The sequence below is a fragment of the Pseudomonas sp. BBP2017 genome (assembly GCF_003024385.1).
Taxonomy (GTDB): Bacteria; Pseudomonadota; Gammaproteobacteria; order Pseudomonadales; family Pseudomonadaceae; genus Aquipseudomonas.
In genome coordinates this window covers 1-23,951 of the sequence record NZ_PVZN01000017.1, presented here as the reverse complement: position 1 = coordinate 23,951, position 23,951 = coordinate 1, and the positions used below count along the sequence as shown (strand labels likewise).

21 protein-coding genes and 1 rRNA gene are annotated in these 23,951 nt (G+C 59.3%); 10 read left to right on the top strand and 12 right to left on the bottom strand.

What is annotated here, in order from left to right:
• Positions 1-15: 15 nt before the first annotated feature.
• The 3 genes from C6382_RS19055 to C6382_RS19045 form a co-directional block, all read right to left on the bottom strand.
• The gene (locus tag C6382_RS19055) at positions 16-1,362 is read right to left on the bottom strand and encodes an ATP-binding protein (RefSeq protein ID WP_107025908.1); all 1,347 of its coding nucleotides are present in this window, start codon (positions 1,360-1,362) and stop codon (positions 16-18) included.
• Positions 1,359-2,036 (bottom strand): response regulator, encoded by a 678-nt coding sequence (locus C6382_RS19050; RefSeq protein ID WP_038608052.1) that lies wholly within the window; start codon positions 2,034-2,036, stop codon positions 1,359-1,361. The genes C6382_RS19055 and C6382_RS19050 overlap by 4 nt, the downstream gene beginning before the upstream one ends.
• A 116-nt stretch (positions 2,037-2,152) precedes the next feature.
• The gene (locus tag C6382_RS19045) at positions 2,153-2,755 is read right to left on the bottom strand and encodes an outer membrane beta-barrel protein (protein ID WP_107025907.1); all 603 of its coding nucleotides are present in this window, start codon (positions 2,753-2,755) and stop codon (positions 2,153-2,155) included.
• Positions 2,756-2,912: 157 nt separating this feature from the next.
• Here C6382_RS19045 and C6382_RS19040 point away from each other — a divergent pair, with 157 nt between their 5' ends.
• Complete coding sequence (locus C6382_RS19040) at positions 2,913-3,614, top strand: 4'-phosphopantetheinyl transferase (RefSeq protein ID WP_107025906.1); 702 nt, start codon at positions 2,913-2,915, stop codon at positions 3,612-3,614.
• Between the two features lie 3 nt (positions 3,615-3,617).
• Here C6382_RS19040 and fhuF read toward each other — a convergent pair whose 3' ends face one another.
• Genes fhuF through C6382_RS19025 form a run of 3 tightly spaced genes read right to left on the bottom strand, consistent with a single transcriptional unit; the run spans position 3,618 to position 6,501 of the window.
• A complete protein-coding gene (gene fhuF, locus C6382_RS19035) occupies positions 3,618-4,166 on the bottom strand; it encodes a siderophore-iron reductase FhuF (protein ID WP_107025905.1) in 549 nt (182 codons plus the stop codon).
• Positions 4,163-5,779 carry an ATP-binding protein gene (locus tag C6382_RS19030; RefSeq protein ID WP_107025904.1) on the bottom strand — a complete coding sequence of 539 codons (1,617 nt, stop codon included), beginning with the start codon at positions 5,777-5,779 and terminating at the stop codon, positions 4,163-4,165. The genes fhuF and C6382_RS19030 overlap by 4 nt, the downstream gene beginning before the upstream one ends.
• Positions 5,776-6,501, bottom strand: coding sequence for a response regulator transcription factor (locus tag C6382_RS19025; protein WP_107025903.1), 726 nt, complete (start codon positions 6,499-6,501; stop codon positions 5,776-5,778). Before C6382_RS19025 ends, C6382_RS19030 begins: the two co-directional genes overlap by 4 nt.
• Before the next feature lie 780 nt (positions 6,502-7,281).
• Between C6382_RS19025 and C6382_RS19020 the strand changes: the two genes are divergently transcribed.
• The 3 genes from C6382_RS19020 to C6382_RS19010 all read left to right on the top strand — a co-directional run bounded on the left by C6382_RS19020 (position 7,282) and on the right by C6382_RS19010 (position 12,528).
• Positions 7,282-10,164: a ribonucleoside-diphosphate reductase subunit alpha gene (locus tag C6382_RS19020; protein WP_107025902.1), complete on the top strand. Its 2,883-nt coding sequence runs from the start codon at positions 7,282-7,284 to the stop codon at positions 10,162-10,164.
• A 223-nt stretch (positions 10,165-10,387) separates the two neighbouring features.
• Positions 10,388-11,635: a ribonucleotide-diphosphate reductase subunit beta gene (locus C6382_RS19015; RefSeq protein WP_107025901.1), complete on the top strand. Its 1,248-nt coding sequence runs from the start codon at positions 10,388-10,390 to the stop codon at positions 11,633-11,635.
• Positions 11,636-12,066: 431 nt separating this feature from the next.
• Positions 12,067-12,528 carry a hypothetical protein gene (locus C6382_RS19010; protein WP_107025900.1) on the top strand — a complete coding sequence of 154 codons (462 nt, stop codon included), beginning with the start codon at positions 12,067-12,069 and terminating at the stop codon, positions 12,526-12,528.
• 184 nt (positions 12,529-12,712) lie between these two features.
• Here the strand turns inward: C6382_RS19010 and C6382_RS19005 are convergent, their stop codons facing one another.
• Complete coding sequence (locus C6382_RS19005) at positions 12,713-13,270, bottom strand: TetR/AcrR family transcriptional regulator (protein ID WP_107025899.1); 558 nt, start codon at positions 13,268-13,270, stop codon at positions 12,713-12,715.
• Positions 13,271-13,376: 106 nt separating this feature from the next.
• Here C6382_RS19005 and C6382_RS19000 point away from each other — a divergent pair, with 106 nt between their 5' ends.
• The 6 genes from C6382_RS19000 to C6382_RS18975 all read left to right on the top strand — a co-directional run bounded on the left by C6382_RS19000 (position 13,377) and on the right by C6382_RS18975 (position 18,435).
• Positions 13,377-13,877, top strand: coding sequence for an HPP family protein (locus tag C6382_RS19000; protein WP_107025898.1), 501 nt, complete (start codon positions 13,377-13,379; stop codon positions 13,875-13,877).
• A gap of 476 nt (positions 13,878-14,353) precedes the next feature.
• Positions 14,354-14,893: a Bro-N domain-containing protein gene (locus tag C6382_RS18995; RefSeq protein ID WP_107025897.1), complete on the top strand. Its 540-nt coding sequence runs from the start codon at positions 14,354-14,356 to the stop codon at positions 14,891-14,893.
• Positions 14,894-15,002: 109 nt separating this feature from the next.
• Positions 15,003-15,605 carry an antitoxin Xre/MbcA/ParS toxin-binding domain-containing protein gene (locus C6382_RS18990; protein ID WP_256589144.1) on the top strand — a complete coding sequence of 201 codons (603 nt, stop codon included), beginning with the start codon at positions 15,003-15,005 and terminating at the stop codon, positions 15,603-15,605.
• Positions 15,605-16,102: an RES family NAD+ phosphorylase gene (locus C6382_RS18985; RefSeq protein WP_107025896.1), complete on the top strand. Its 498-nt coding sequence runs from the start codon at positions 15,605-15,607 to the stop codon at positions 16,100-16,102. The genes C6382_RS18990 and C6382_RS18985 overlap by 1 nt, the downstream gene beginning before the upstream one ends.
• A 166-nt stretch (positions 16,103-16,268) precedes the next feature.
• Positions 16,269-18,023 carry a SulP family inorganic anion transporter gene (locus C6382_RS18980; RefSeq protein ID WP_107025895.1) on the top strand — a complete coding sequence of 585 codons (1,755 nt, stop codon included), beginning with the start codon at positions 16,269-16,271 and terminating at the stop codon, positions 18,021-18,023.
• A 97-nt stretch (positions 18,024-18,120) separates the two neighbouring features.
• Positions 18,121-18,435, top strand: a complete 315-nt coding sequence (locus C6382_RS18975) for a hypothetical protein (RefSeq protein ID WP_107025993.1) — start codon at positions 18,121-18,123, stop codon at positions 18,433-18,435.
• 37 nt (positions 18,436-18,472) lie between these two features.
• Here the strand turns inward: C6382_RS18975 and C6382_RS18970 are convergent, their stop codons facing one another.
• The 5 genes from C6382_RS18970 to rrf form a co-directional block, all read right to left on the bottom strand.
• Positions 18,473-19,489, bottom strand: coding sequence for an asparaginase (locus tag C6382_RS18970; RefSeq protein ID WP_107025894.1), 1,017 nt, complete (start codon positions 19,487-19,489; stop codon positions 18,473-18,475).
• Positions 19,486-20,682: a hypothetical protein gene (locus C6382_RS18965; protein ID WP_107025893.1), complete on the bottom strand. Its 1,197-nt coding sequence runs from the start codon at positions 20,680-20,682 to the stop codon at positions 19,486-19,488. Before C6382_RS18965 ends, C6382_RS18970 begins: the two co-directional genes overlap by 4 nt.
• A gap of 9 nt (positions 20,683-20,691) precedes the next feature.
• Positions 20,692-21,588, bottom strand: coding sequence for a nitrilase family protein (locus C6382_RS18960; RefSeq protein WP_107025892.1), 897 nt, complete (start codon positions 21,586-21,588; stop codon positions 20,692-20,694).
• A gap of 148 nt (positions 21,589-21,736) precedes the next feature.
• The gene (locus tag C6382_RS18955; protein ID WP_107025891.1) at positions 21,737-23,668 is read right to left on the bottom strand and encodes an FAD-dependent oxidoreductase; all 1,932 of its coding nucleotides are present in this window, start codon (positions 23,666-23,668) and stop codon (positions 21,737-21,739) included.
• A 180-nt stretch (positions 23,669-23,848) separates the two neighbouring features.
• Positions 23,849-23,951, bottom strand: a 5S ribosomal RNA gene (gene rrf, locus C6382_RS18950); the annotation flags it as partial.

Genomic DNA, 23,951 nt, shown 5'->3' with positions numbered 1-23,951 from the left:
CGCAGGGACAGGAACTCAGTCCAGATTGAAGCGAATGCGAAATGCCGCGCCGCCCAGCGCTGAATCATCGAGGGTCAGGCTGGCGTCGTAGCTTTCGATGATGTCCTTGACCACCGCCAGCCCGATGCCCTGCCCCGGATTCTGGCGATCAAGGCGCTCGCCACGCTGCAGAATGCGTTCGCGCTGATCGGGGGGGACGCCCGGGCCGTCATCCTCAATACACAGCTCGACCGCTGATGGCCCGCTGCGCAGGCTGATACGCACCTGACTCAGGCACAGACGGTAGGCGTTCTCCAGGAGGTTGCCGAGCAGTTCGAGCAAGGCGCCCTGCTCCATGGGCACTACCGCGTGTTCAGGGATGTCCAGACTGATCTTGACCTGCTTGTCGCGGTAAACCTTGGCCAGGGTGCTGCACAGGCTTTCAAGCAACGGCTGCACGGCCACCTGGTGACGCACCAGACCACTCTTGCGCAGGCTGGCGCGCTGCAGCTGGTAGTCGATCTGCTGGCTCATGCGTTCGATCTGGCTTTGCAGAATCCGCGCCTGCTCACGGTCTTCACGGCGCTGACCCATGCTTTCACTGACGCCCTGCAGCACCGCCAACGGGGTTTTCAGGCTATGGGCCAGGTCCCCCAGCGAATCACGGTAGCGTTGTCGCTGCTCGCGTTCACTGCGTAGCAGGCGGTTCAGCGAACCGGTCAGGCGCAGCAGTTCACGGGGATGTTCTGCACTGAGCCCGTCACGGGCACCGGACTCGACATCATCCAGCTCGTGGCTCAACTGACGCAGCGAGCGCAGCCCCCAGGTCAGGCCGGCCCAAAGCAGCATCAGCAAGGCCAGTAACGCCGCGCCAAAGCCCAAGTACAGGCGTTCGCGCAGGCCGTCGAGGGTATGTTGGTATTCGCGTACTGGCTGCAGAGCGACAATACTGAAGGCCGCCGTCTTGCCGCCGAGCAGCTTGACCTCAACGTCATAGACGAAAAATTCCTCGCCATCGGCCTGGCGAATCCGCGCGAACTCGTTGCCACGCCCGTCATAGCGCGGGGTGTAGTTGATGTTTTCATCGGCGGTCGCCCGCGATCGCCAGACCAGATTGCCCTGGCGATCGTAGATGTAACCGAGCAGACGGCTGTCGGGCAGGTTGTATTTTTCGTCAGGCAGCAGCGCCGGCATCTGCAACTGGTCGTGCTCGATGCGCGCAGCGGAAATCAAGGTGGTGACGTCCGAGGCCAGGCGCTTTTCGATCGACTCCTGCAAGGCCAGGCTGAAGGCCTTCTGCAAGGCCGGCAGCAGGCCGAGCATGAACAGCAGGGCCAGCAGCGCCGCTGCCAGCATCAGGCGCAGGCGTAACGAGCGAATCATCGGCAGCGCTCGGTGAACAGATAGCCCAAGCCACGCACGGTATCGATCGGCTTGAAGCCATTGTTGCCTTCAAGTTTGCGCCGCAAGCGACCGACCAGCACCTCGATCACATTCGGATCACGCTCGTCGTCATCGGGGTAGAGCTGCTCCATCAGGCGATCCTTGGCCACCACCTGCTGATGATGGCGCATCAGGTACTCAAGGATGCGGTATTCATAGGCGGTCAGCGCCAGCGGCTGATCATCGAGGGTGGCCTGCTTGCGGTTGAGGTCCAGCAGCAACGGGCCCGCCGCGATGGTCGACTGGACAAACCCGCTGGAACGACGCAACAGGGCATTGAGGCGGGCTTCCAGCTCTTCGAACTGGAACGGTTTGACCACATAGTCGTCAGCCCCGGCCGCCAGGCCTTCGACCTTGTCCTGCCAATTACCACGCGCGGTGAGGATCAGGATCGGGAAACTCTTGCCCTGGGAGCGCAATTGCCGGATCAGGTCCAGGCCGCTCATGCCTGGCAGGCCCAGGTCGATCACCGCCAGGTCATGGTTGAACTGCTCGGCCTGATACAAAGCTTCCTCAGCGTTGGGCACCGCTTCAACCACATGCCCGCTCTCGGTCAAGCGACTGTGCAAGTGATGACGCAACAGGGCTTCATCCTCTACCACCAGCAGTTTCATAGGTTCCTCTCTACCCATGCCAGAGATCTTCACTCCGGCGAAACACCAAGCCTGTGCAGAATAACAGCGAACCGGCCATGCACCTGCAGGCCGGCTCGAACATCTTCATCGCAGGGTCAGAAGGCGTAGTTGGCCGACAGGTAAGTTTGCGCGCTGCTGTCCAGGCGCAGGGTACCGAGTTTCGGACCGCCATGCTCGGCCAGCTCAGTGCTGGCATTGCTGCGCAGGTAACGGTAGCCCAGTTCGACCGAGGCGTTGTCGGTAACCTGTTGCAGCAGGCCGGCTTGCAGGCCGATGGCATAACCGGTGTCGGTGTCGCGGCTGTAACCGGACGACTCCTGGCTGAGCTTGGTCAGGCCGGCGCTGGCACCACCGAACAGCTTGGTGCTGTTGCCCAGCGGGTAGAACATGTCGTAACTGCCCAGCAGGTTTTCCTGACGCATTTTCAGGCCGCTATGGTCGTTGGATACATTGTCATAGGTGAGGTAGTAACGGCGCTGGTCGTTCATCTGGCCGACACGTACGCCCCAGGTACTGTCTTTACTGATGATGCCATCGGTGTTCAGGTGATCGGTGTTGCTGCTCAGCAAGCCGGATTTTTTGATCTTGTCGCTGGTCTGGCCATAGGTGACACCGGCGAAGGTCGTGTCGGCGGCCTGGACTGCAGCACTGGCGCCGAAAAAGGCTACGGCGAGGAACAGGGTATTGAGCGCTTTCATAAGGTTTTACTCCTGGCTGATGTGCCGTTTGGGTGTTGAAGCCAGAGTAAGCAAAACCTCCTGAACGACCGCTGAACCCTGCCTGAACCTGGGCTGAACAGCTGGCAGGAACAGCTGTCAGTGGAAAGCCCCCCACAGCCACGGCACAATAGCGCCCATGAACCGACTCCCTTCCTGCTGCGCGCCGCTGCTGCACCATTGGCCCCTGCCCCGCCCGGCCCCCGGTGCGGTACTGGTCAGTTGCCCCTTCGATCCGGCGCTGCTGAGCAGCGACGACTTCACCCGCGCCGGCATCGAGCAAACGCCGAGCCTGCAACGCTCAGTGGCCAAGCGTCAGGCCGAGTACCTGGCCGGAAGGGTATGCGCGCGAGCGGCCTTGCTGCGCCTGGATGGGCGCGAGTATGTACCTGGTACCCACGAGGACCGCTCACCGATCTGGCCCGCCGGCATCAGTGGCTCGATCACCCACGGCAAAGGCTGGGCGGCGGCGGTAGTAGCGCGCAGCAGCGATTGCCAGGGGCTGGGGCTGGACCAGGAGAGTTTGCTCAGTGACGAACGCGCCGAACGCCTGGCCCGGGAGATCCTCACCGAGGGCGAACTGCGCAGGATGGATAGCAGTCGGACGGGCTTGACCGTCACCCTGACCTTTTCCCTCAAGGAAAGCCTGTTCAAGGCCCTCTACCCTATCGTCCGGCAGCGTTTCTACTTTGAGCACGCCGAAGTGCTGGCCTGGTCAGCCGATGGCCATGCCCGCCTGCGCCTGCTGACCGACCTGTCGGCGCAGTGGCATAAAGGAAAGGAACTTGAAGGACAGTTCAGCCTGCAGGATGAGCAGTTGCTGAGCCTGGTCAGCGTCTGAGCTTCAAGCCAGTAACGGACAGTGCTCGCAGTGCCCGACCCAGTCGACCTTGTAACTCAGGCAGCACGTGCGTCGGCAACGCCTGCCCAGCACATCCACACTGACAGCGGCATACAGCGGGCTGTCAGGCGAAGTGAGCAAACCGCCTAAACCGCTGCCATCACCCTCGGCGCGTTGCAGCGCTTGATCCAGGCAATCCCCGGCATTGCCCCAGAGTACCCCCGGCGCCACAGCGCCCAGCGCTGCCAGGCGCAACACCAGCGGTTGCAGGTGGTGTTCCAGTATCGCCTCCAGCCCAGCGCACTGTCCGCCCTGCCCTGCCAGTGCGCATGGCAGGCCGCGGGCATCCAGAGCCACCTCGGCTGCAGCAAACACCGGCAACACCGAACCGCCAAGCAGCGTCTGCCAGACCATTGCAAAGTAGTACTTGGACCACTGCGACACCAGCACCGGGCGCTGCGCGGGCATCAGCTCGGGGCCATACAGCTCAAGCAGCAAGGACTCGAAGCGTGTCGGCTCCAGTACCTGCTCAAGCGATAGCAAGACACTCACTGCGCCCCCTGAGTGCGCGGCCAGTTCAGGCTGAAACAGGCGCCGCCCAAGTGCTCGCTGTGTCCGACCGAGGCCCGGCCGTTATGCCAGTAGATGATCCGGCGCACAATCGACAAACCCAGGCCATGACCACCCGAAGCGCGGGTGCGACTGTCATCGAGTCGGGTGAAGGGGGTGAAAATTCGATCCCAGACATCTTCCGGTATGCCCGGGCCGTCATCTTCAACATCGATCCGGCAGCGCTGCACACCCAACTGATAGCTGATGCTGACCTTTGATTCGGCATGGCGCATCGCATTGCTCACCAGGTTCTGCACGGCCCGGTGCAAATAGCGCGGCTCGGCCTCGACCCAGGGTCCCTGTGCATCCGGGCCTTGCCCTGCACCCTGACACGCCCCGCGCACGACCCTGACGTCACTGCGCAGAGGAGAAAGCTCAGTGATCACCTGATCCAGCAAGGCATCCAGGTTGACCCGCTGAAAATGCAGAGCCGGTGCGCCCTGCTCAAGGCGGGCGTAAGTGAGCATTTCGTCGACCAGCTTGTCCAGGTCCTGGATATCGCCGTCCATGCCACTCAGATACTTGTCCCGAGCCTGGTCATCACGCGCGCTGGCAAGCATCTCCAGACCGAAGCGCAGCCGCGCCACCGGGGTACGCAATTCGTGGGAAACCGCGCGCACCAGCTCACGCTGAATGGTCAACGAACGCTGCAGGTGTTCAGCCATGCCATTGAAAGCCGCGGCCAGGCGTCCGACCGAGTCGGCATCATCGGCGACCACGCGGGTTTCCAGGCTGCCCTGAGCAATGCGCGTAGCGGCGGTTTCAAGATCGGACAAGCGCCGCTCCAGCTGACGCACCAGCAAATAGACGATCAGGCCAATCAGGCACAGCCCGAGCACGGCGATCAGTGCCAGCAGTTGTGGCGGGTAGGGATTCATCTGGTACAGCGGACCGATCTCCAGCGCCCAGGGGGTGCCGGCCATCCCGGACACCACGCGGATCGAGTCACCATCCTTGCCCAGGGTCATCACCGTGTCACCTTCATCGACACGGCGGCGCTGGTCCACGTCCATGTCGGTCTGCTCCAGACGCCGCAGGCTCAAGTCGAAACCAAAGCCCTTGCTTTGCTTGAGCTCGGCCAAGCGCCGCGGCTGCTCGCCAATCGGGTAGCGCACCAGCTCATCAGCCAGCAGGTAAATCGTCGCCCGCGCCAGTTGCTCGCTGATTTGCTCCACCTCGCCCGTCAGCAGTAGAGGCTCAGTACCGATCTGGCGCATGACCTTGGCCGCATGCGGGCCGGTCTTCTCCACCAGCACCTGACCACGCTGCAGCTGGCTGCGCTGGCCACCGTCGATGCCAGCCTGCGCCAGGGTTTGCAGTTTCAGCGGGATGCCCAGCAAGCGCTCCCAGATCAGCAGTGTGCGTTTGCGCTCAACCTCACCCAGCGGCACCAGATTGTCGGCCATCAGGGTGAACGTACCGTGGGCCAGGCGCTCGCGGTACTGGCTGGCACGCACCTCGTTGAGCAGGTGCACACTGAGCACCCCGAGCACAGCCACCAGCACCAGAGCGGCGAGCATGCCGCCATAGATGCGCAAAAAAATCGAGTTCATCGCGCCTGGACCATGGCCTCGGCCGCCTCGCGCACAAATAAATAGCCTTTACTGCGGATGGTCTTGATCATCCGCGGGTGCTCGGGGTCATCACCGATTCGCGGGCGAATCCTGGAAATACGTACGTCAATTGAGCGGTCCTGGCCGTCATACCCCACCCCGCGCAACGAGGTGAAGATTTCCTCACGGGACAAGATACGTCCAGCGTTACTGACCAACAGCCAGAGCAAGTCGAATTCAGCGCTGGTCAACTCGATGCCTTCATCCCGCAGCCAGGCTTCACGCAGGCTGTTGTCCACCCGCAGTGGCCCGAACTGCAGGCATTGCGCAGGCTCAGTTTCAGCAACCGGCTCACTGCGCCGCAACAAGGCATTGATACGCGCCAGCAACAGGCGTGGGCGCACCGGTTTGCACACATAGTCATCGGCGCCCAGGTCCAGGCCCTGAACCTGGTCAAGGTCATCACTGCGCGCGGTGAGCATGAGGATCGGGCCGGCAAACTGCTGGCGAACCTTGCGGCAGATGCTCAAGCCGTCTTCGCCGGGCAGCATCAGGTCGAGAACCACCAGGTCCGGCTGCTCGGCAATGATCCGCGCCGCCGCCTTGGCCCCATCACCTTCGACCTCGACGGCAAAACCGTTGGCCTGCAGGTACTCTCGGGTCAGATCGGCCAAACGCTGGTCATCCTCGACGATCAACACCTGACTGCGCTGCTGCTCCACGGCTCACCTCGACGGCTTGTTGTTATTAAAGAGTGCCCTGGGAACGGCTTCACCAAAAGGCAACATCGGCCCCGGATACTACGTCGGGCACCGACGCCTGCCAACCGTCACCACAAGCGGCAAAAAACCACGGGGCGGATGGCTCGGAAGGCTATCGGATCTGTGGTAGGGTGCGCGCCCGAAAATATCCGCCTGGATAACCGCAGTCAGTGAAAAAAAGGGTGACGGACGGTCATCTGGCGCGAAGACGCGGCCTACAAGGCGTTAGCCAAAATCACTCACAAACTACTCACAAGTTATCCACAGGGCACGACCTTGCAATACCCCCAAGACCGCATTATCTTGTATCCCTATCGAAACAAAACACTACATCTTGGGGTTTGACGCAAATCCCAAGCACAAGTCAAGCAAAGAACTCAAGCCCTCAGGCAGTGGTTTTTTTGCTTGAACTTTAGAAGCATTCAGCAGCCAAACCGCTCCTGCGCAGGCTTCCGTTGCAAACCCTTGGAGGGTGTTGTTTCGGGTACGAGTGTTGCTAGCCATAGGCACACCGTACAGCAACAGTTTTGAGTCGTGGATTCAGAACCTTTGACTTCGGCCAGGGAGCGGCAAGAAATTGCCCCTTATTCCTGAACTGTCCCGAAGTGAGTATGCCCGACCTGCTCGGCATGCCGGAGCGTCGTGTTCCCGCGTGTCATCAGCGTCGGTTGTTGAGCTTTCGGACGGAACGGCGGGCGCCCACAAAGCGCCTAAACAAACTTAGAGAACGTGGAGACACCCATGCAAACCGACACAACTCGCGAGAACCCGCTGGCCAAGGCGCCGCAGGCCGCTGATTCGAACCAGGATCTGGCTGCTACCGCCCCAGGCCAACTGCGTGTGATCAAGCGCAATGGCACTGTCGTCGCCTACACCGACGACAAGATCACCGTGGCCATCACCAAGGCGTTCCTCGCAGTTGAAGGCGGCACCGCCGCTGCCTCGTCGCGCATCCACGACACCGTTGCCCGCCTGACCGAACAGGTTACCGCGACCTTCAAGCGTCGCATGCCATCGGGCGGCACCATCCACATCGAAGAAATCCAGGACCAGGTCGAACTGGCCCTGATGCGTGCCGGCGAGCAAAAAGTTGCCCGCGACTACGTGATCTACCGCGACCAGCGCGCCAAAGAGCGTGCTACCCGTGTTCACGCCGAAGACGCCGCCGTGCAGCCGCACCCGAGCATCCGCATTACCCTGGCCGATGGCAGCCTCGCGCCACTGGACATGAACCGCCTGAACACCATCATCACCGAGGCCTGCGAAGGCCTGGCCGAAGTCGATGGCGAGCTGATCCAGCGCGAAACCCTGAAAAACCTCTACGACGGTGTGGCCCTCACCGACGTCAACACCGCCCTGGTGATGACCGCCCGTACCCTGGTCGAGCGCGAGCCGAACTATTCGTTCGTCACCGCCCGCCTGCTGATGGACACCCTGCGTGCCGAAGGCCTGGGCTTCCTCGGCGTGGCCGAAAGCGCCACCCACCACGAAATGGCCGAACTGTACGCCAAGGCCCTGCCGGCCTACGTGGCCAAGGGCGTCGAGTTCGAACTGCTCAACCCTGCCCTGGCCGACTTCGACCTGGAAAAACTGGGCAAGGCGATCAACCACGAGCGCGACCAGCAATTCACCTACCTGGGCCTGCAGACCCTGTACGACCGTTACTTCATCCACAAGGATGGCGTGCGTTTCGAACTGCCTCAGGTGTTCTTCATGCGCGTGGCCATGGGCCTGGCGCTGGAAGAGAAAAACAAAGAAGCCCGTGCGATCGAGTTCTACAACCTGTTGTCGTCGTTCGACTACATGGCTTCGACCCCGACCCTGTTCAACGCCGGTACCCTGCGTCCACAGCTGTCGAGCTGCTACCTGACCACCGTGCCGGACGATCTGTCGGGCATCTACCACGCGATCCACGACAACGCCATGCTGTCGAAATTCGCCGGTGGCCTGGGCAACGACTGGACCCCTGTGCGTGCACTGGGCTCCTACATCAAGGGCACCAACGGTAAATCCCAGGGCGTCGTACCCTTCCTGAAAGTGGTCAACGACACCGCCGTTGCCGTTAACCAGGGCGGCAAGCGCAAAGGCGCCGTGTGTGCCTACCTGGAAACCTGGCACCTGGACATCGAAGAATTCATCGAACTGCGCAAGAACACCGGTGATGACCGTCGTCGTACCCACGACATGAACACCGCCAACTGGATCCCTGACCTGTTCATGAAGCGCGTCTTCGATGACGGCAAGTGGACCCTGTTCTCGCCGAACGAAGTACCGGATCTGCACGACCTGACCGGCAAGGCCTTCGAAGAGCGCTACGAGTACTACGAAGCCCTGACCGAGTACAACAAGATCAAGGTGTTCAAGACCATCCAGGCCAAAGACCTGTGGCGCAAGATGCTCTCGATGCTGTTCGAGACCGGCCACCCATGGTTGACCTTCAAGGATCCGTGCAACCTGCGTTCGCCGCAGCAGCACGTCGGCGTGGTCCACAGCTCGAACCTGTGCACCGAGATCACCCTGAACACCAACAAAGACGAGATCGCGGTCTGCAACCTGGGCTCGATCAACCTGCCGAACCACATCAATGACGGCAAGCTGGACACCGCCAAGCTGCAACGCACCGTGAACACCGCCGTGCGCATGCTCGACAACGTGATCGACATCAACTACTACTCGGTGCCGCAAGCGCGTAACTCGAACCTCAAGCACCGTCCGGTCGGTCTGGGCATCATGGGCTTCCAGGACGCACTGTACCTGCAGCACATTGCCTACGGTTCCGACGCTGCCGTCGAGTTCGCCGACAAGTCGATGGAAGCGGTCAGCTACTTCGCCATCCAGGCTTCCTGTGACCTGGCCGACGAGCGTGGCGCCTACGAGACCTTCCAGGGCTCGCTGTGGTCCAAAGGCATCCTGCCGCTGGATTCGCAACAGATCCTGATCGAAGCCCGTGGCCAGAAGTACATCGACGTCGACCTCAACGAAACCCTGGACTGGGCACCGGTACGTGCTCGCGTACAAAATGGTATTCGTAACTCGAACATCATGGCCATCGCGCCGACCGCGACCATCGCCAACATCACTGGCGTATCGCAGTCGATCGAACCGACCTACCAGAACCTGTACGTGAAATCGAACCTCTCGGGCGAATTCACCGTGATCAACCCGTACCTGGTTCGCGACCTCAAGGCCCGCGGCCTGTGGGACTCGGTCATGATCAACGACCTCAAGTACTATGACGGTTCGGTACAACAGATCGAGCGCATCCCGCAGGAACTCAAAGACCTGTACGCCACCGCGTTCGAAGTGGAAACCAAGTGGATCGTCGACGCCGCCAGCCGCCGTCAGAAGTGGATCGACCAGGCCCAGTCGCTGAACCTGTACATCGCTGGCGCTTCGGGCAAGAAACTCGACGTGACCTACCGCATGGCCTGGTACCGTGGTCTGAAAACCACCTACTACCTCCGTGCCCTGGCTGCGACCAGCACCGAGAAGTCGACCATCAACACCGGCAAGCTCAACGCCGTTTCCAGCGGTGGCGACAGCGCCCCGATCCAGGCTGCGGGCCCAGCGCCAGTGCCTAAGGCTTGCGCGATCGACGAGCCGGATTGCGAAGCCTGCCAATAAGTTCTGAAAGCACTGTGGGAGCGGGCTTGCTCCGCGACAGGGGCACACCCCGCCCCTCCCACAGCATCAGACAAAAAGGTCAGGGACACCCCTGACCTCCTCCGAGGAGCCCCGCTCCCGGAAGCATTCCAAGTTTTTGCGTGCACCGCAGTACCCAACCGCAAGCACCGCAACCAAGATCCACCGGCCATACTGAATATGGCCCTCAAGCAGGAGACCCACCATGCTGAGCTGGGACGAATTCGACAAAGACGACGGCGAAGAAGCCGCCAAAGGCGCCACCGCCACTCAAGCCGCTGCCGCAGGCATCGACAAGCTGGATAACGCTGGCGGTGTTGCCGCCCTGGAAGCCCGTGCGGTAACCGCCGATGACTCCGAAGCGGTCAAGCGTGCCAAGGCTGCCCTGGACCAACTCGACATCGCCGAAGGCCTGGCTGAGCTGGAAGGTTCCGCTGCCCGTGTCGCCGTTGACGAAAAGCGCATGATCAACTGCCGCGCCGACCTCAACCAGCTGGTGCCATTCAAATACGACTGGGCCTGGCAGAAGTACCTGGACGGTTGCGCCAACCACTGGATGCCGCAAGAGGTCAACATGACCGCGGACATCGCCCTGTGGAAAAACCCGGAAGGCCTGACCGACGACGAGCGTCGTATCGTCATGCGCAACCTGGGCTTCTTCTCCACCGCCGACTCCCTGGTTGCCAACAACCTGGCCCTGGCCGTGTACCGCCTGATCACCAACCCGGAGTGCCGCCAGTACATCCTGCGCCAGGCCTTCGAAGAGGCGATCCACACCCACGCCTACCAGTACTGCATCGAATCGCTGGGCATGGATGAAGGCGAGATCTTCAACATGTACCACGAGATCCCGTCGGTCGCGAAGAAAGCCGCCTGGGGCCTGAGCTACACCCGCGCGATCTCCGATCCGGAATTCAACACCGGCACCGTCGAGACCGACAAAGAGCTGCTGCGCAACCTGATCGCCTACTACTGCGTTCTGGAAGGCATCTTCTTCTACTGCGGCTTCACCCAGATCCTGTCCATGGGTCGCCGCAACAAGATGACCGGCGTTGCCGAGCAGTTCCAGTACATCCTGCGTGACGAATCCATGCACCTGAACTTCGGTATCGACGTGATCAACCAGATCAAGATCGAAAACCCGCACCTGTGGGACGCCGAAATGAAGGAAGAAGCCTCGCAGATGATTTTGCAGGGCACCCAGCTGGAAATCGAATACGCCCGCGACACCATGCCACGCGGCGTACTGGGCATGAATGCGGCGATGATGGAGGACTACCTCAAGTTCATCGCCAACCGTCGCCTGTCGCAGATCGGTTTGAAGGAAGAGTACCCAGGGACTACCAACCCGTTCCCATGGATGAGCGAGATCATGGACTTGAAGAAGGAGAAGAACTTCTTTGAGACGCGGGTTATTGAGTATCAGACGGGTGGGGCGTTGAGCTGGGATTGATTTTCCGCTCGGGTTCGAAGAAAGGCTGCCGAAAGGCGGCCTTTTTTGTGTGCGTTGGATTTGGAAATCAGGTGCTTGAGGTGGCGGAACACTTCATCCGTTTCTGGTAAAAACGATGCTTACCATCGGCAGCTATCGGCCCTAACCGGCCAGTCATGATAGGTAGAAGTTAGCCGGAAAGGGCCGTCCGATTAAATAAATCTGTGTCTTTACTTAGCCGCAGGAATTCTGGCCAGGAACCATCTATGATTATTTAGCTCAATAAATTTAGGACTTTCCTCCATGGTAAATAAAATTCTTTGCACACTGAACTCCAGAGCTGGAGGAGCTGCTCTAGCTGAAATATTATCGACTAAATTTGGTTTTAGAAGCACCATAAGGCGTGTGTCTAGTGATGGCTGGACGGCTCGGCGCGCGCTGGAGAGAATGCCATGATTGACGACGAAAAAGCTGACATGCAAAACGACTTTCAAAACGAACGTCAGTATCTTGAGGGATTGTTAGCAACCCGTGTGAATTGGTTCTTGATTTTTATGTCGTTTTATTTTGTAGCTGCGTTCAATCTCGACGATGGGCAACAACGTGCCATTGCTCTTGCCTTCGGCGGCATGTTCTCTCTCGCAATTTCGCTTTCTGTCCTTCGTACTATGTCGCTCGTTGAAGATGTGCTTATTCAATTTCGCAAGCAGCACAAAGAACATCCGTACACGGTAGCATTTGAACATCTTAGCGAGAAACCCGTTATTAAAGTGAGCGCGAACAAATACATTGCTGCGCTGCCATTAATTGCTACAGCTGCTTTCATCGTCTTGGCTTTATTTTCTTGCTCTGCCCCCCAGTCGAAAACACCATCCGACACTCCTGCTGCTTCACAGCTGAAGGGGCGAATCTGAGCTCGGGCGTTAAATGTCGTATGTACCCTTGCAGTGATACTTACGACTTCGCGAAGCCGACTCTGGCTCGCCAACTTTACTGGCGAGTAAAAATGTCCGCTCCTGGCCGTCAGATGCCCTTCGCGAAAGACACTATCGGCCAAAAGCGGTCGTCCTAGATAGGTCCGTTTCGTCCATTTACAGGCTACTTCTCGAATTCCCTGCCTGTCAGCATCAACGCCATGTCGCGTGCCGAATCAAGGACATCCGTTGAGGGGCCATTAACCTGGCACGTAACGATCAACCCTTCGCCGATTAAGAACAACTGCCTCGCGACCAAGAATGGCTGCTTAAGCTTTGCGGCGGTACAGATATCTTCCAGATAAGCGAGAACCTGTTGCTTATGCTGCTTCGCCAAAATGTGCGGCTGATCGGTCTGTCCGCTGTACTCGGCTGAAGCATTGATAAAGGCACAACCATGAAAGTCTGACTCCTGAACCCATGCAGCGATGAATTCGATATATGCCAGTGGCCGCAGCGGATCGGAAACCGTTTCCACCGCTTCTCTCATTTTTCTCATGAACTCGGTATCTCGACGCTGTAAGGCTGCCTCGACAAGGTGTTCTTTGCTCGGAAAATGGCGATACAGCGTCTTTTTGGTTACCCCAGCTTCTTGGCTTAGCTGTTCCACCCCGGAGGCGTGATAACCCTGGCGATAAAATAGTCGTAGAGCGGACTCAGTGATGGTGTCGGATGTGCTCATTTCCTTGGGCCTCATACAGGTAGGTACGCAGTGTATACCGATCGGTTGACATACAGGTATACCGATCGGTATCTTCTGGTGCCTGCCCTGTTTCGGAGTTACTTCTGTGCCAATCGCTCCCCTGCTCAAATCCAGTTCACCACCAGCACCTTCTCTGCGTTTCACGTTGATGTCATTCATCGGCGCAGTCATCACCATCGGCGCAACCGGTTGGCTCAGTTATATTTCCGGAGTGCCTTGGCTGATGGCCTCCTTTGGTGCAAGTTGCGTACTTGCTTTCGGGGTGCCGGAGTCGCCGCTAGCCCAGCCGCGCAGCATTATCGGCGGGCACGTGGTGTCAACCCTGGTAGGGCTTTTGGTTCTGGGCTTCCTTGGGAATTCATGGTGGGCAGGTGCACTGGCCGTGGGACTGGCATTGGCAGCCATGCAACAAACACGCACCCTGCATGCCCCAGCAGGGGCTAATCCGTTGGTTGTGCTCGCTGCAAGTGCCCCTGTCAGCTTTCTGGTCACGCCGGTTTTGACGGGTTCAATTGTGATCATCGCGGTAGCCTGGTGTCTGAACAACATACGTAGTCGGGGCAGCTATCCCAAGTATTGGGTATAAGTAAGCCCAACCCGTTGGGGCATTGACTCCGGCTCCGCTGAATCTTCTTCCCGCCAGCGCATATTTAACGTCGACAAGAGAAATATGCGTTGGTCGCATCTCAACATCTCCCAATTTCAGAAATGGCCTACACCGCAACAATTGACCCGGTTTTCTAACACCCTTACCGTACTGCTTGGCGCCTAAGAAACGCCCGTACAGCGGCTAGCCCGCTCCCGACAGATGCGGCATTTTTGTGCCTGTGGTTTACTGCTGCGCGCAAAAATCACTCTGTAATGTCGGGAGTGGGCTAATACAAGACCTGAAAGGGAAATACGTCCGGCCCTCTGTACGGGGTTTCTTAGCTCCCGACACCCAGCCCTCAGAAGCTGATATCGCACAGAGGTTATGGAAATGCCTACCGACGCCCCCGCTCGCAGGCCTTTCGCAGACGCGGCTCGCCTGAACATTCTTCACCGCTCCATCGGAGGTCAGCCATGACTGATCTCTATGAACCAATACTGTTCACCCGCCACAACCGCCCCCTCCACACCCTCTGGCTCGAGTCCCAGGCCTGGTTCTGCGCCCACGAACTCGGCCGACTTACAGGCCGCTTCTACGACGGACACTGCATCCGCAAGCTCGACCCAGACCAGCATCGCAGCGTGCAACTACTTCGATACGGCCAATACCAGGCGACCACCATGGTCAGCGAGTCCGGGGCCTATACCCTGCTCGCCCACCATCACATTCCGGAAAACCGCCACCTACGGCATTGGCTGACCCATGAGGTGGTGGCGGTGTTGCGTGACGGGCAGGAGTCGGAGATGGCGGACCTGCCGCGCCTGGGGCGGATGTGCTGGCCGGGTGGGCATACGGCCAGCCTGTTGTACTGGCAGAGTGAGCCGTGGGTGCGCTTGCGCGATGTGCCCGCGGTGATGGCGGCGGAAGCGCCTAGGGTGTCGCCAGTGAAGCGCAAGCTGAGTTGGCGGGCGTGTGCGCAGCGGGCGTTGCGGCTGCATGGGCTGGGGGATTGAATTGGCGACCCGTCAGCAACTGACGCCACACACTGACGCAAATCTTTTCTCACGCCACTGCCAACTGGCAGTACACTCAATGCCATATGTCCAGAGTGGAGCGCCGATCATGTCTGCTACCGCGGAAAACACAGAAGCCAGGAAGTCGCCGAAAAAGCCTGGCAAAGCAAAAGCTGCCGATACCGGGTCAGTGATCACAACGGGCACTGAAGCGTCAGCCCGTCAGCTGAACGAAACACCCGCGCAAAAAGCCTACGGTACTGCCCGTGTGTCAGCATCGAGCGCTACCGGCATGCCGATTATCGATCTGCTGCTGCCCGACACCGACACCGACGACCGCATGGAGGTGTTCAAGGCCACACAAAGTGGCTTTCCGCTCAGCTCCGTCATCCAGCTGGTCGAGTCGGTTGAAACCTTCAAGCGCCACAACGTGCTGGCGAAGATCGTCGGCCTGTCCGAGCGCACCCTCGCCCGCCGGATGAAGAACAAGGATGAAGCCCTGAGCCCTGAACAAAGTGCCAGGGCGCTGTATTACGCCGAGGTGCTGGAGAAAGCGCAGGAGGTGTTCGGCACCCGCGCGCTTGCCGAAGCGTGGATGACCCGGCCGGCGCTCGGGCTGGACGGCGAGTCGCCGATCGACCTGCTGTCCAATCCGGTCGGCTATGAGCTGGTCAGCGATTTCCTGAATCGACTGGATTACGGGGTCTACTGATGGTGACCGATCCTCTGGCCCATGACCTGCATTTCTGGCGTCTCGACCATTCCAGGCACGCGCCTTCGTGGAACAGTGGCATTGGCGCAGAGGCGTGTGGCGGACGCTGGAATCCCAAAGGGTTTCAGGTAGTCTATGCCAGCCTTGATGCTGCTACGGCCATTCTTGAAGTGGCGGTGCATAAAGGCTTCCAGACGCTCGACTGCGTTGCGCACACGCTGACAGCGGCACGGGTGCTGGACACCGCCAAGGTGTACAAGGTCGAGCGAAAGGATGTACCCAACCTGAACTGGCTGACCCCGGGCACCCCCAGCCGTAGCCAGCAAGCCTTTGGTGCCCGGCTGTTGGAACAGCATCCCTTGGTGCTGATTCCTTCCTGTGTGGCACCCCATAGCTGGAACCTGTTGATGAACCCGCTGCTGGCTGCTGGCCTTTACGAGGTTGTCCTGCAGGAGCGCTTTGCATTGGATGGACGGCTCAATCCCCCTCTGCAATAAGGTTAAAGCCGGGACTTTATCGAGGCAGGTAATGGCCGGGGCAGATGCAGGTGATTCAGTTGCAGTTGATCTGCAGCAGCCAAGTTTTTCGGCGCAACCACAATAGTAAGCCATGCTTAAAAAGCTCCAGCCAAGGAGCCCTATCGACGCCAACGGATAGCACTGCATGAACGAAAGGCCACTCACCCCGTCTACTCCCCTTTCGCGCACTGGCGCTACTCAGAACGGCTGGCAGCGCTGGTTGCCCGGCCTGCAGGTGCTGCGCGCGTACCAAATGGGCGATCTGCCCAAAGACCTGCTCGCCGGCCTGGTGCTGACCACCATGCTGGTGCCGGTAGGCATCGCCTACGCTGAAGCCTCGGGTGTGCCGGGGATCTACGGGCTGTACGCGACCATCGTACCGCTGCTGGCCTATGCACTGTTCGGACCTAGCCGCATTCTGGTACTCGGGCCCGACTCGGCACTGGCGGCCATCATCCTGGCGGTGGTGCTGCCATTGTCCGGCGGCGATCCCATGCGCGCTATCAGCCTGGCCAGTGCAATGGCGCTGGTGTCCGGGTTGGTGTGTATTGGCGCCGGTCTGCTGCGCCTGGGTTTTGTCACTGAGCTGTTGTCCAAGCCCATTCGCTACGGCTACATGAATGGTATCGCCTTTACGGTACTGATCAGCCAGACGCCTAAACTGTTCGGCATTTCCGTTGAGAGCAGCGGCCCTATGCGGGATGTGCTGGCGCTCGGTCAGGCGCTGCTGGCCGGCCAGGCCAATTGGGCGGGCTTTGCCGTAGGTGGCGCAACCCTGGCGCTGATTCTTGTGCTCACGCGTTACAAACGCGTGCCCGGCATCCTCATCGCCGTGGTCGCCGCGACGCTGGTGGTGGGCACTCTAGGCCTCGATACCAGTCACGATGTGAAAGTACTGGGCTCGATGCCACAAGGGTTACCCGCCTTCACTGTGCCCTGGCTGCAAGCCGCAGACCTGATCACCGTGCTGATCGGTGGCTTCGCCGTTGCCCTGGTGTCGTTCGCCGACACCAGCGTGCTGTCGCGCACCTATGCGGCCAAGACCCGCACGCCGGTGGACCCCAATCAGGAAATGGTCGGTCTGGGGGTCGCCAACCTGGCAACAGGATTGTTCCAGGGTTTTCCCATCAGTAGCAGCTCTTCTCGCACGCCGGTTGCCGAAGCGGCGGGATCGCGCACGCAACTCACCGGTGTGTTCGGCGCCATCGGTGTGGCGCTGTTGCTGCTTTTCGCACCGAACCTGTTGCAACACCTGCCTAATAGCGCCCTTGCGGCCGTGGTGATTGCTGCCGCCATTGGCCTGTTCGAGATCAAGGACCTGAAGCGGATCTACCGTATCCAGCGCTGGGAATGCTGGCTGTCGATTACCTGCTTTATCGGTGTGGTCGTGCTCGGTGCGGTCCCTGGCATCGGGCTGGCGGTTGTCATCGCCGTGATCGAGTTTCTCTGGGATGGCTGGCGTCCACACTACACGGTACTCGGTCGCGTTGACGGGATCCGCGGCTATCACGATATCTCGCGCTACTCCAACGCTCGCCTGGTGCCAGGGCTGGTACTGTTTCGCTGGGATGCGCCGCTGTTCTTCGCCAATGCCGAGCTGTTTCAGAAATGCGTGCTGGAGGCCATCGCTAAATCTCCGACCGAGGCGCGCCGGGTTGTAGTAGCCGCAGAGCCGGTTACCAGTGTGGACGTTACTTCGGCGGATATGCTGGTGGAATTGGAGCAGTTACTGCGTGCGGCAAACATTGAGCTGCGCTTCGCCGAAATGAAAGACCCGGTCAAGGACAAGCTCCAGCGCCTGGAGGTGTTGAAGCATATTGGCAGCGACATCTTTCAGCCTACGGTCGGGGCCGCCGTAGATGCCTATCTTGAGGAGCATGACGTGGACTGGACGCCTTAGTGGCCACAGTCGATGAAGGTTAGCGCCGCATCCCGTGCCAACCTGTGCGAAAATGCCCGCGCTTTTGTTCATACGTGTGGAGATGTACGGTTTGGTAATGCATTACTCAACGAGCGGCGACGCAGTCGCTTGCGGTCGCACTGGCAACAACCTCAGCCTCACTGCTGATGCCGACAAGGTCGATTGCAAATCCTGTCAGCGGTCCCTGGTCAAAGCTGAAGCGGTGCCAGCCAAGAAAGCCACCCCTTCTCTGGCTGAACTGCGCAAGCAGCGCCTGGCGAGCCAAGCGCCTCAAGCGAGCCAGGTGCAAGCCACCACGTTCTGCTTCAAGGCCAACTGGCGTGTGCGCCTGGCCGCTCAGCCTGATCGCTGCCGCCTGCCGCGCGGCATGGCGCCTCAGGCGTTCGTGTAAGCCTGTGCGGGAGCCTGGGCCAGGCTCCCGCGCACTTTCAGCTGTGCAGTGGACGCGCCAGGCCTTGCACGTCCAGATGACGCTCTAGTTCAGCCTCCCTGCCACAACCTATCAACACCCAGAGCAGTACCCGGCATTTACGTGGGCACAAGAAGCCTGCCATCCGCGCCCCTCTGCGCTGCAGGTCCATTTCCCCGCCGTTGAATCCGTATGTACATGAGGCTGTAGTGCCAGCACCGGTTCGGGTTGCGACGACAACGGGTAGCCATTGGCTGATCTGGCCCAGGCAACGTGCCCATTCCTGGGACACATGCCCGGCACCGAAGCCGGCAATCACCAGACCTTCGTAGCCCAATCGTGCGACTTCCTCCAGCAGCAAGGTGTCCGCTGACAGGCTGGCTTCGAGCAACGCCACGCGATGATCCAGACGTTGGGGTGCAGGAAGGACACAGCGCCGCCTCGGTGGTTTCAGGTAGCACACACGTCCTTCTATCAGCAGCCCTTCAGGACCGAAATGTGAGGACGTGAACGCCTGCATTGCCAGGCTGTCGGCTTTACGCACATGTACCGCAGCATGAACCTGATCATTAATGACCACCAGTACGCCTCGCCCACGGCTTTCTGCAGCCAATGCCACCTGCACCGAAGCCAGCAGATTGGCGGGACCATCCGCACCGGCCTGGTTGGCCGAACGCATGGCCCCCGTGAGCACCAAAGGCGCGTCATGCGGCCAAAGCAGGTCGAGAAAATAGGCCACCTCCTCCAGGGTATCGGTACCCTGCGTCAGCACCACACCTTGAGCCCCCTTCTTTACCTGGGCGTCGGCCCACTGCAGGACGTCGAGCAACTGAGTGAAGGTCAGTGATGCACTGGGTAGCAATTGCAGGGTTTCGGCGCTGATGAGGGCCAAGCCTTCAAGCTGTGGCAAGCCCGCCAACAGCGCTTCGCTGCTCAAGCTCGGGGTTACCCCCTCGCCCGCTGTTTCGACCTGCATGCTGACAGTGCCACCCAGGCTACCAATCGCCAGCAGTGGTAGGCATTTGGCTGCGCTCATGGGGTTGCTCCGGTGATCAATCGAGTGAAGGGGATGATAGCCAGGGTACAGACCGCCATAGACAAGACATTGCCAATGTAGCCATGCATATGACTTGGCAAGCGCCGGCTGATGGCGTGGGCCAGGGGCGGCGCCATTAGCGCCCCCAAGGTGGCGCTGAGGACGATGACTTGCCAACTGCCGCCCAGAGTGAGCACAGCGGCGGGCACCACAGAAACAATCGGTATATAGGTGGGATACCAACCCAGACGCCGCCATTGATGGCGCCAGAACAGCACGCCGATGAACGAAGCCAGGGCCTGCCCGGCAATCATCTCGATGAGCAACTGTGAGCCATAGGCAGGGCCGCTGGGCGAAATGGCGTAGGCCAGCAGTACCCCCAGCAGTAAGCCAAGACTGGCCAGCTCGTTGCCAAAGAATGGCGCCTCGCTGAAATCTGCCAGCACTCGACGAAACGTCCAGAGCACACCATAGTCAGGCTTGGTCGCCAGCACAGTCGCTGTTGGTAGCGACTCGGCAGCAGACGTTGATTGCATCAGTATCGGGTGACGTCGACACAGCATGAATGCCAGCACACTCGCGATCGCCATGCCGCCAACATTGCCGATGACCACGGGTAGCTGCAATGGATAACACAGGTAGTTGACCAATAGCAGACTGGCCGGGGTTACCAGCAGTGCGCCCAGAAGCGCACCATTGATGGCGACCTTCCAGCCCGCGCCGAACAACAGCACCATAGCCGCCGGTAGCGAGACGAAAGCGACGAAGGTCGGCTGCCAGGTCCCAGTGCTAAGTGTCCAGCCCCACAAGGCGTGGCTGAACAGCAGACCGAGCAGGGAGCTGATCACCAGCCACGGCCACAGGCCGGTTCCATAGCTGATGGCAAATCCCTGCCAGCGCTTGCCATTACGGCTGGCCCAATGCGCAAGCGCCGCACCGGCGAGCAAGCCCAGTGCCGGCAACTCATGCTTGTAGAAGGCCACTTCGCTGATATCGCCGACAATCCAGCGCAGACGCGCCATGGGCTCATCCAGGTGACCGAGCATGTGCGCATAATCCGGCCAGCGTTGCAGCCAGCCCTCTGCCCGGCCACTGATCACCTCGATACCGACACTGGTGAAAAGCGATATTCCCAGGCACATCAGGAACAGTGGAATGAAAGTGCTACGAGGTCGCTCAATAAAGTTGTCCATATCAGCCCCTCAGCGCGGCAGAGCCGGATGCAAGTCATACCCGAGCATCGAGCCGTAGACATCGACGCGCCGGTCACGGGGCAAGTCGTTGAGGTTGTTCCAGATCGGCGCGCTACGGGCAGTGCTGAGGTCAAGGTCGGCAACGATAATGCACTCGTTCTCAGCACCGGCCACTTCACCGATTGGCCAGCCGTTGGTACCGGCAATCAGCGAGCAACCGAGAAATCGCCCACCGCGTTCGCTGCCGATGCGATTAGCCGCTGCGATATGTATGTTGTTGACGTGAGCGGCGGTCATGGTCAGGTAGGACGCCATGCACTTGCCGCTGGCATCGAACAGCGGTGGTGGCGTCCAGACCCAATTGTTCAGGCTGCAAATGATATCGGCTCCCTGCAGGGCCAACAGGCGCGGCACTTCCGGGAACCAGATATCCCAACAGATCATCAAGCCGATGCGGCCGATGGGCGTTTCGAACACTGGAAAACCCAGGTTGCCCGGGGTGAACCAGAGCTTTTCCTGGTTCCACAAGTGCGCCTTGCGGTAATGGCCGAGCCGTCCCTGCGGACCAAAGAGCACTGCGCTGTCATAGAGCTTCAATCCATCACGCTCGGCGAAACCGGCCACCAGGTAGATCTGATGCTCTCGGGCAAAAGCCGACCAGCGATTCAGGCTCGGCCCATCGGCAAGAGGCTCGGCGTGTTCGTAGGCTTCTGCACGGGTGTGGAAGGTGTAGCCGGTGTTGGCCAGCTCCGGCAACACGATCAAGTTGGCGCCCTGAGCGACGGCCTGCTCAGCGAGCTTAAGTCCCCTGCAGAGGTTGTCTTCACAGTGCTGTTGTCCGACCTGAGGGTCGAACTGTATTACCGCAACACGCGCAGGGCTAATGGGGGCAGTGTGCACAGACATGGCGACGTCCTTCTTTTTGTTATGAGAGGGACGCCAGTTAAGCGGAGAGCACGTTAGGTAAAACAGTCAGATAGTTCCGAAGACTTGGCAGGAAGGTGCTCAAGCGGCGGAAAGGGCAATCGAGGTACTTGCCCTTTTCAACCTTTTTTCAGACCTTAACTTGGTAGTGCGGATAGTCGTCCATGGAGAACCCTCCGTTGAACGCAGCACCCGTTTTCCTACAGATATTGATCACCGAATCTACAGCCGTCCTAAAGCATGGTTCGGTCCAGCCCGCGTCGACAGAGAACGATTCGCCGACCAGGTAGAGACCTGAATGCTCACTCAGATCGCGGTTGTATTTCATCAGGCTGATTGCCTCGTAATAAGTACCCGCCCGGTAGAGTTTGGCGCAGCCCAAGGCATTTCTATCGGTCACCCAGCGTTGAACCCGGGCGTTATCAGTGTCTACATAAGGCGAAATTGGCTGTTCTATGTTTGTGCAGCGCAACAGTATCCGGTCCAGCTCTTTGACGCACTTCTTTGCCAGCTCAGCATCACTGAACGAAGCAAGCTTGGTCGCATCGTCCTCCCAGGTGTAGCTGAGCAAGATGCAGTCGTAGGCATAACTTTCGTTGTATCGGTAGGCGTATACATCATGTACGAAACTGTCGGTAACCAGAATTTGCGGGATGCGCCGATTCTTACGCAGAAAGCTCTTTTTCAGCGGCGCATAGACTTTGCAGCTGGTCTCCCAATGGGCTGTTTTGTAGGCGTTGATGATGCTGCTCGGCAGCATTGCCGAAGTGAAATCTCCCAGATGGACGTTGGTTTCAATCAACCAAGACGGCAGGGTGACGATCACAGAGTCAAAATCCGCGCTCAATGGCGTGGTTTTGTCCGGGTTGCTGACATTCCACTGATATTGAACCCGAACCTTTCCATCAGGTAGTTTGCTCAAAGCAGAAACGGCAGAGTCGGTGAGTAGGCCATCGTTGTGCTGCAGTAGATGGCTATAGAGTGACTTTCCAAGCTCGCCGATTTCCATGAACAACAGGCACTCGTCCAACGCAGCGAGCCCCAGGTAGCTGGGTGTCGCGAATCTCAGACCTTTGCTGTCATGTACAGCATCGCCCAGATAAGGGGCTTGAAGTGGGTTGCCTTGCTCGTCAACTCGCCCATGGACCAGTTGCAGATGGCTGCTGAACCCGAAGATCGCAGTGCGCAGTGGGTAGAGACAGCACACATCGTAGAAGGCGCCCCAGCTGCCATCACCAATGCCAATAGCGTAAAAAATCGCCGATTCCTCAGGACTCATACCCAATCCGCCAAAATCGCCTGGGGCATCAGCATCCCAACTGTCAAGCGCTGGAAGGCGAACCAGATCGCGAAATGACAACGTGTGATAGTGAGCCACGATGGCCGCCCACTGCGCTTCCCAGCGCTGCGAGCCATATACAGTTGCTACGTGCTCCGTCATCCGTGCAGCAAACCTGTGCCATTTGGCATAGACCTGCTGCAGGACCGTGGAAGGAGGCAGGGTAGTGCCGTCAGGGTTGTTCCATATCAGCATCCTCGGCTCGCCCTCCCCCTCCAGCTCACCTTCCTGCAAGTAAATGCCGGTGGAAGCGACCCAGGGCGTGCCTGGATTGGGAAAGTCCGAAATGCGCAGATCGAACAGCTTGGCGTAATAGGCCATGAGTGAGCAGCCATCTTTGGGGGCTTCACCCGTTCGATTAAAGAATGGCATGCGCATCGCGCCCATTTCGAAAGGCGTCGATGCAGGAGAAGAATGAGGATTGTTCACTACGGTCAGGTGGCGACCACCGACACGCTGAGATTGCTCGATCACGGTGATTTGAGTGAAACCGCAACGTAGCAACTCGCGGGCAGCGGTCAGGCCGGTGACACCTGCACCCACAATACAGATGCGATGGTCTGTGAGGCTGGAATTGGCGATACCACCCGCTTGCTCAACCAGTTTGCGGTAGTCGAAGCAGAGATCTGGAGGATTGGGGAAACGTGCAGCCCAGGTGCTGGAAGGACTTGCCTGCGTGGTGGCTACATTAGCGGGATGGTTGTAGCTGGAGCCGATAGTCATGTTCGAATTCTCCGGGAAGGTTTGGAGGTTCGAGCTTGGCAAGAGGGGCGTAGGGGGTGGCACTACATAGTTAGTGGCAACAAACTCGCTCCCTCAAAGCCTTGATCAGAGAACGGTCTGTGGGAGACTAAAAAGACAAAACCCCTACCTGCATACGCAGATAGGGGTTTCGGAATTTAATCTTGACGATGACCTACTCTCACATGGGGAAACCCCACACTACCATCGGCGATGCATCGTTTCACTGCTGAGTTCGGGATGGGATCAGGTGGTTCCAATGCTC

What these genes read in the sequence shown, in the direction of transcription:
- C6382_RS19050 (WP_038608052.1), bottom strand. Translation starts at nt 2,036, where the DNA reads ATGAAACTGCTGGTGGTAGAGGATGAAGCCCTGTTGCGTCATCACTTG.
- C6382_RS19055 (WP_107025908.1), bottom strand. Translation starts at nt 1,362, where the DNA reads ATGATTCGCTCGTTACGCCTGCGCCTGATGCTGGCAGCGGCGCTGCTG.
- C6382_RS18990 (WP_256589144.1), top strand. Translation starts at nt 15,003, where the DNA reads ATGTCTGCTACCGCGGAAAACACAGAAGCCAGGAAGTCGCCGAAAAAG.
- C6382_RS18980 (WP_107025895.1), top strand. Translation starts at nt 16,269, where the DNA reads ATGAACGAAAGGCCACTCACCCCGTCTACTCCCCTTTCGCGCACTGGC.
- C6382_RS19030 (WP_107025904.1), bottom strand. Translation starts at nt 5,779, where the DNA reads ATGAACTCGATTTTTTTGCGCATCTATGGCGGCATGCTCGCCGCTCTG.
- C6382_RS18960 (WP_107025892.1), bottom strand. Translation starts at nt 21,588, where the DNA reads ATGTCTGTGCACACTGCCCCCATTAGCCCTGCGCGTGTTGCGGTAATA.
- C6382_RS19005 (WP_107025899.1), bottom strand. Translation starts at nt 13,270, where the DNA reads ATGAGCACATCCGACACCATCACTGAGTCCGCTCTACGACTATTTTAT.
- C6382_RS19010 (WP_107025900.1), top strand. Translation starts at nt 12,067, where the DNA reads ATGATTGACGACGAAAAAGCTGACATGCAAAACGACTTTCAAAACGAA.
- C6382_RS18975 (WP_107025993.1), top strand. Translation starts at nt 18,121, where the DNA reads ATGCATTACTCAACGAGCGGCGACGCAGTCGCTTGCGGTCGCACTGGC.
- C6382_RS19020 (WP_107025902.1), top strand. Translation starts at nt 7,282, where the DNA reads ATGCAAACCGACACAACTCGCGAGAACCCGCTGGCCAAGGCGCCGCAG.
- C6382_RS19045 (WP_107025907.1), bottom strand. Translation starts at nt 2,755, where the DNA reads ATGAAAGCGCTCAATACCCTGTTCCTCGCCGTAGCCTTTTTCGGCGCC.
- C6382_RS18985 (WP_107025896.1), top strand. Translation starts at nt 15,605, where the DNA reads ATGGTGACCGATCCTCTGGCCCATGACCTGCATTTCTGGCGTCTCGAC.
- C6382_RS19040 (WP_107025906.1), top strand. Translation starts at nt 2,913, where the DNA reads ATGAACCGACTCCCTTCCTGCTGCGCGCCGCTGCTGCACCATTGGCCC.
- C6382_RS18970 (WP_107025894.1), bottom strand. Translation starts at nt 19,489, where the DNA reads ATGAGCGCAGCCAAATGCCTACCACTGCTGGCGATTGGTAGCCTGGGT.
- C6382_RS18995 (WP_107025897.1), top strand. Translation starts at nt 14,354, where the DNA reads ATGACTGATCTCTATGAACCAATACTGTTCACCCGCCACAACCGCCCC.
- C6382_RS18955 (WP_107025891.1), bottom strand. Translation starts at nt 23,668, where the DNA reads ATGACTATCGGCTCCAGCTACAACCATCCCGCTAATGTAGCCACCACG.
- C6382_RS19015 (WP_107025901.1), top strand. Translation starts at nt 10,388, where the DNA reads ATGCTGAGCTGGGACGAATTCGACAAAGACGACGGCGAAGAAGCCGCC.
- C6382_RS18965 (WP_107025893.1), bottom strand. Translation starts at nt 20,682, where the DNA reads ATGGACAACTTTATTGAGCGACCTCGTAGCACTTTCATTCCACTGTTC.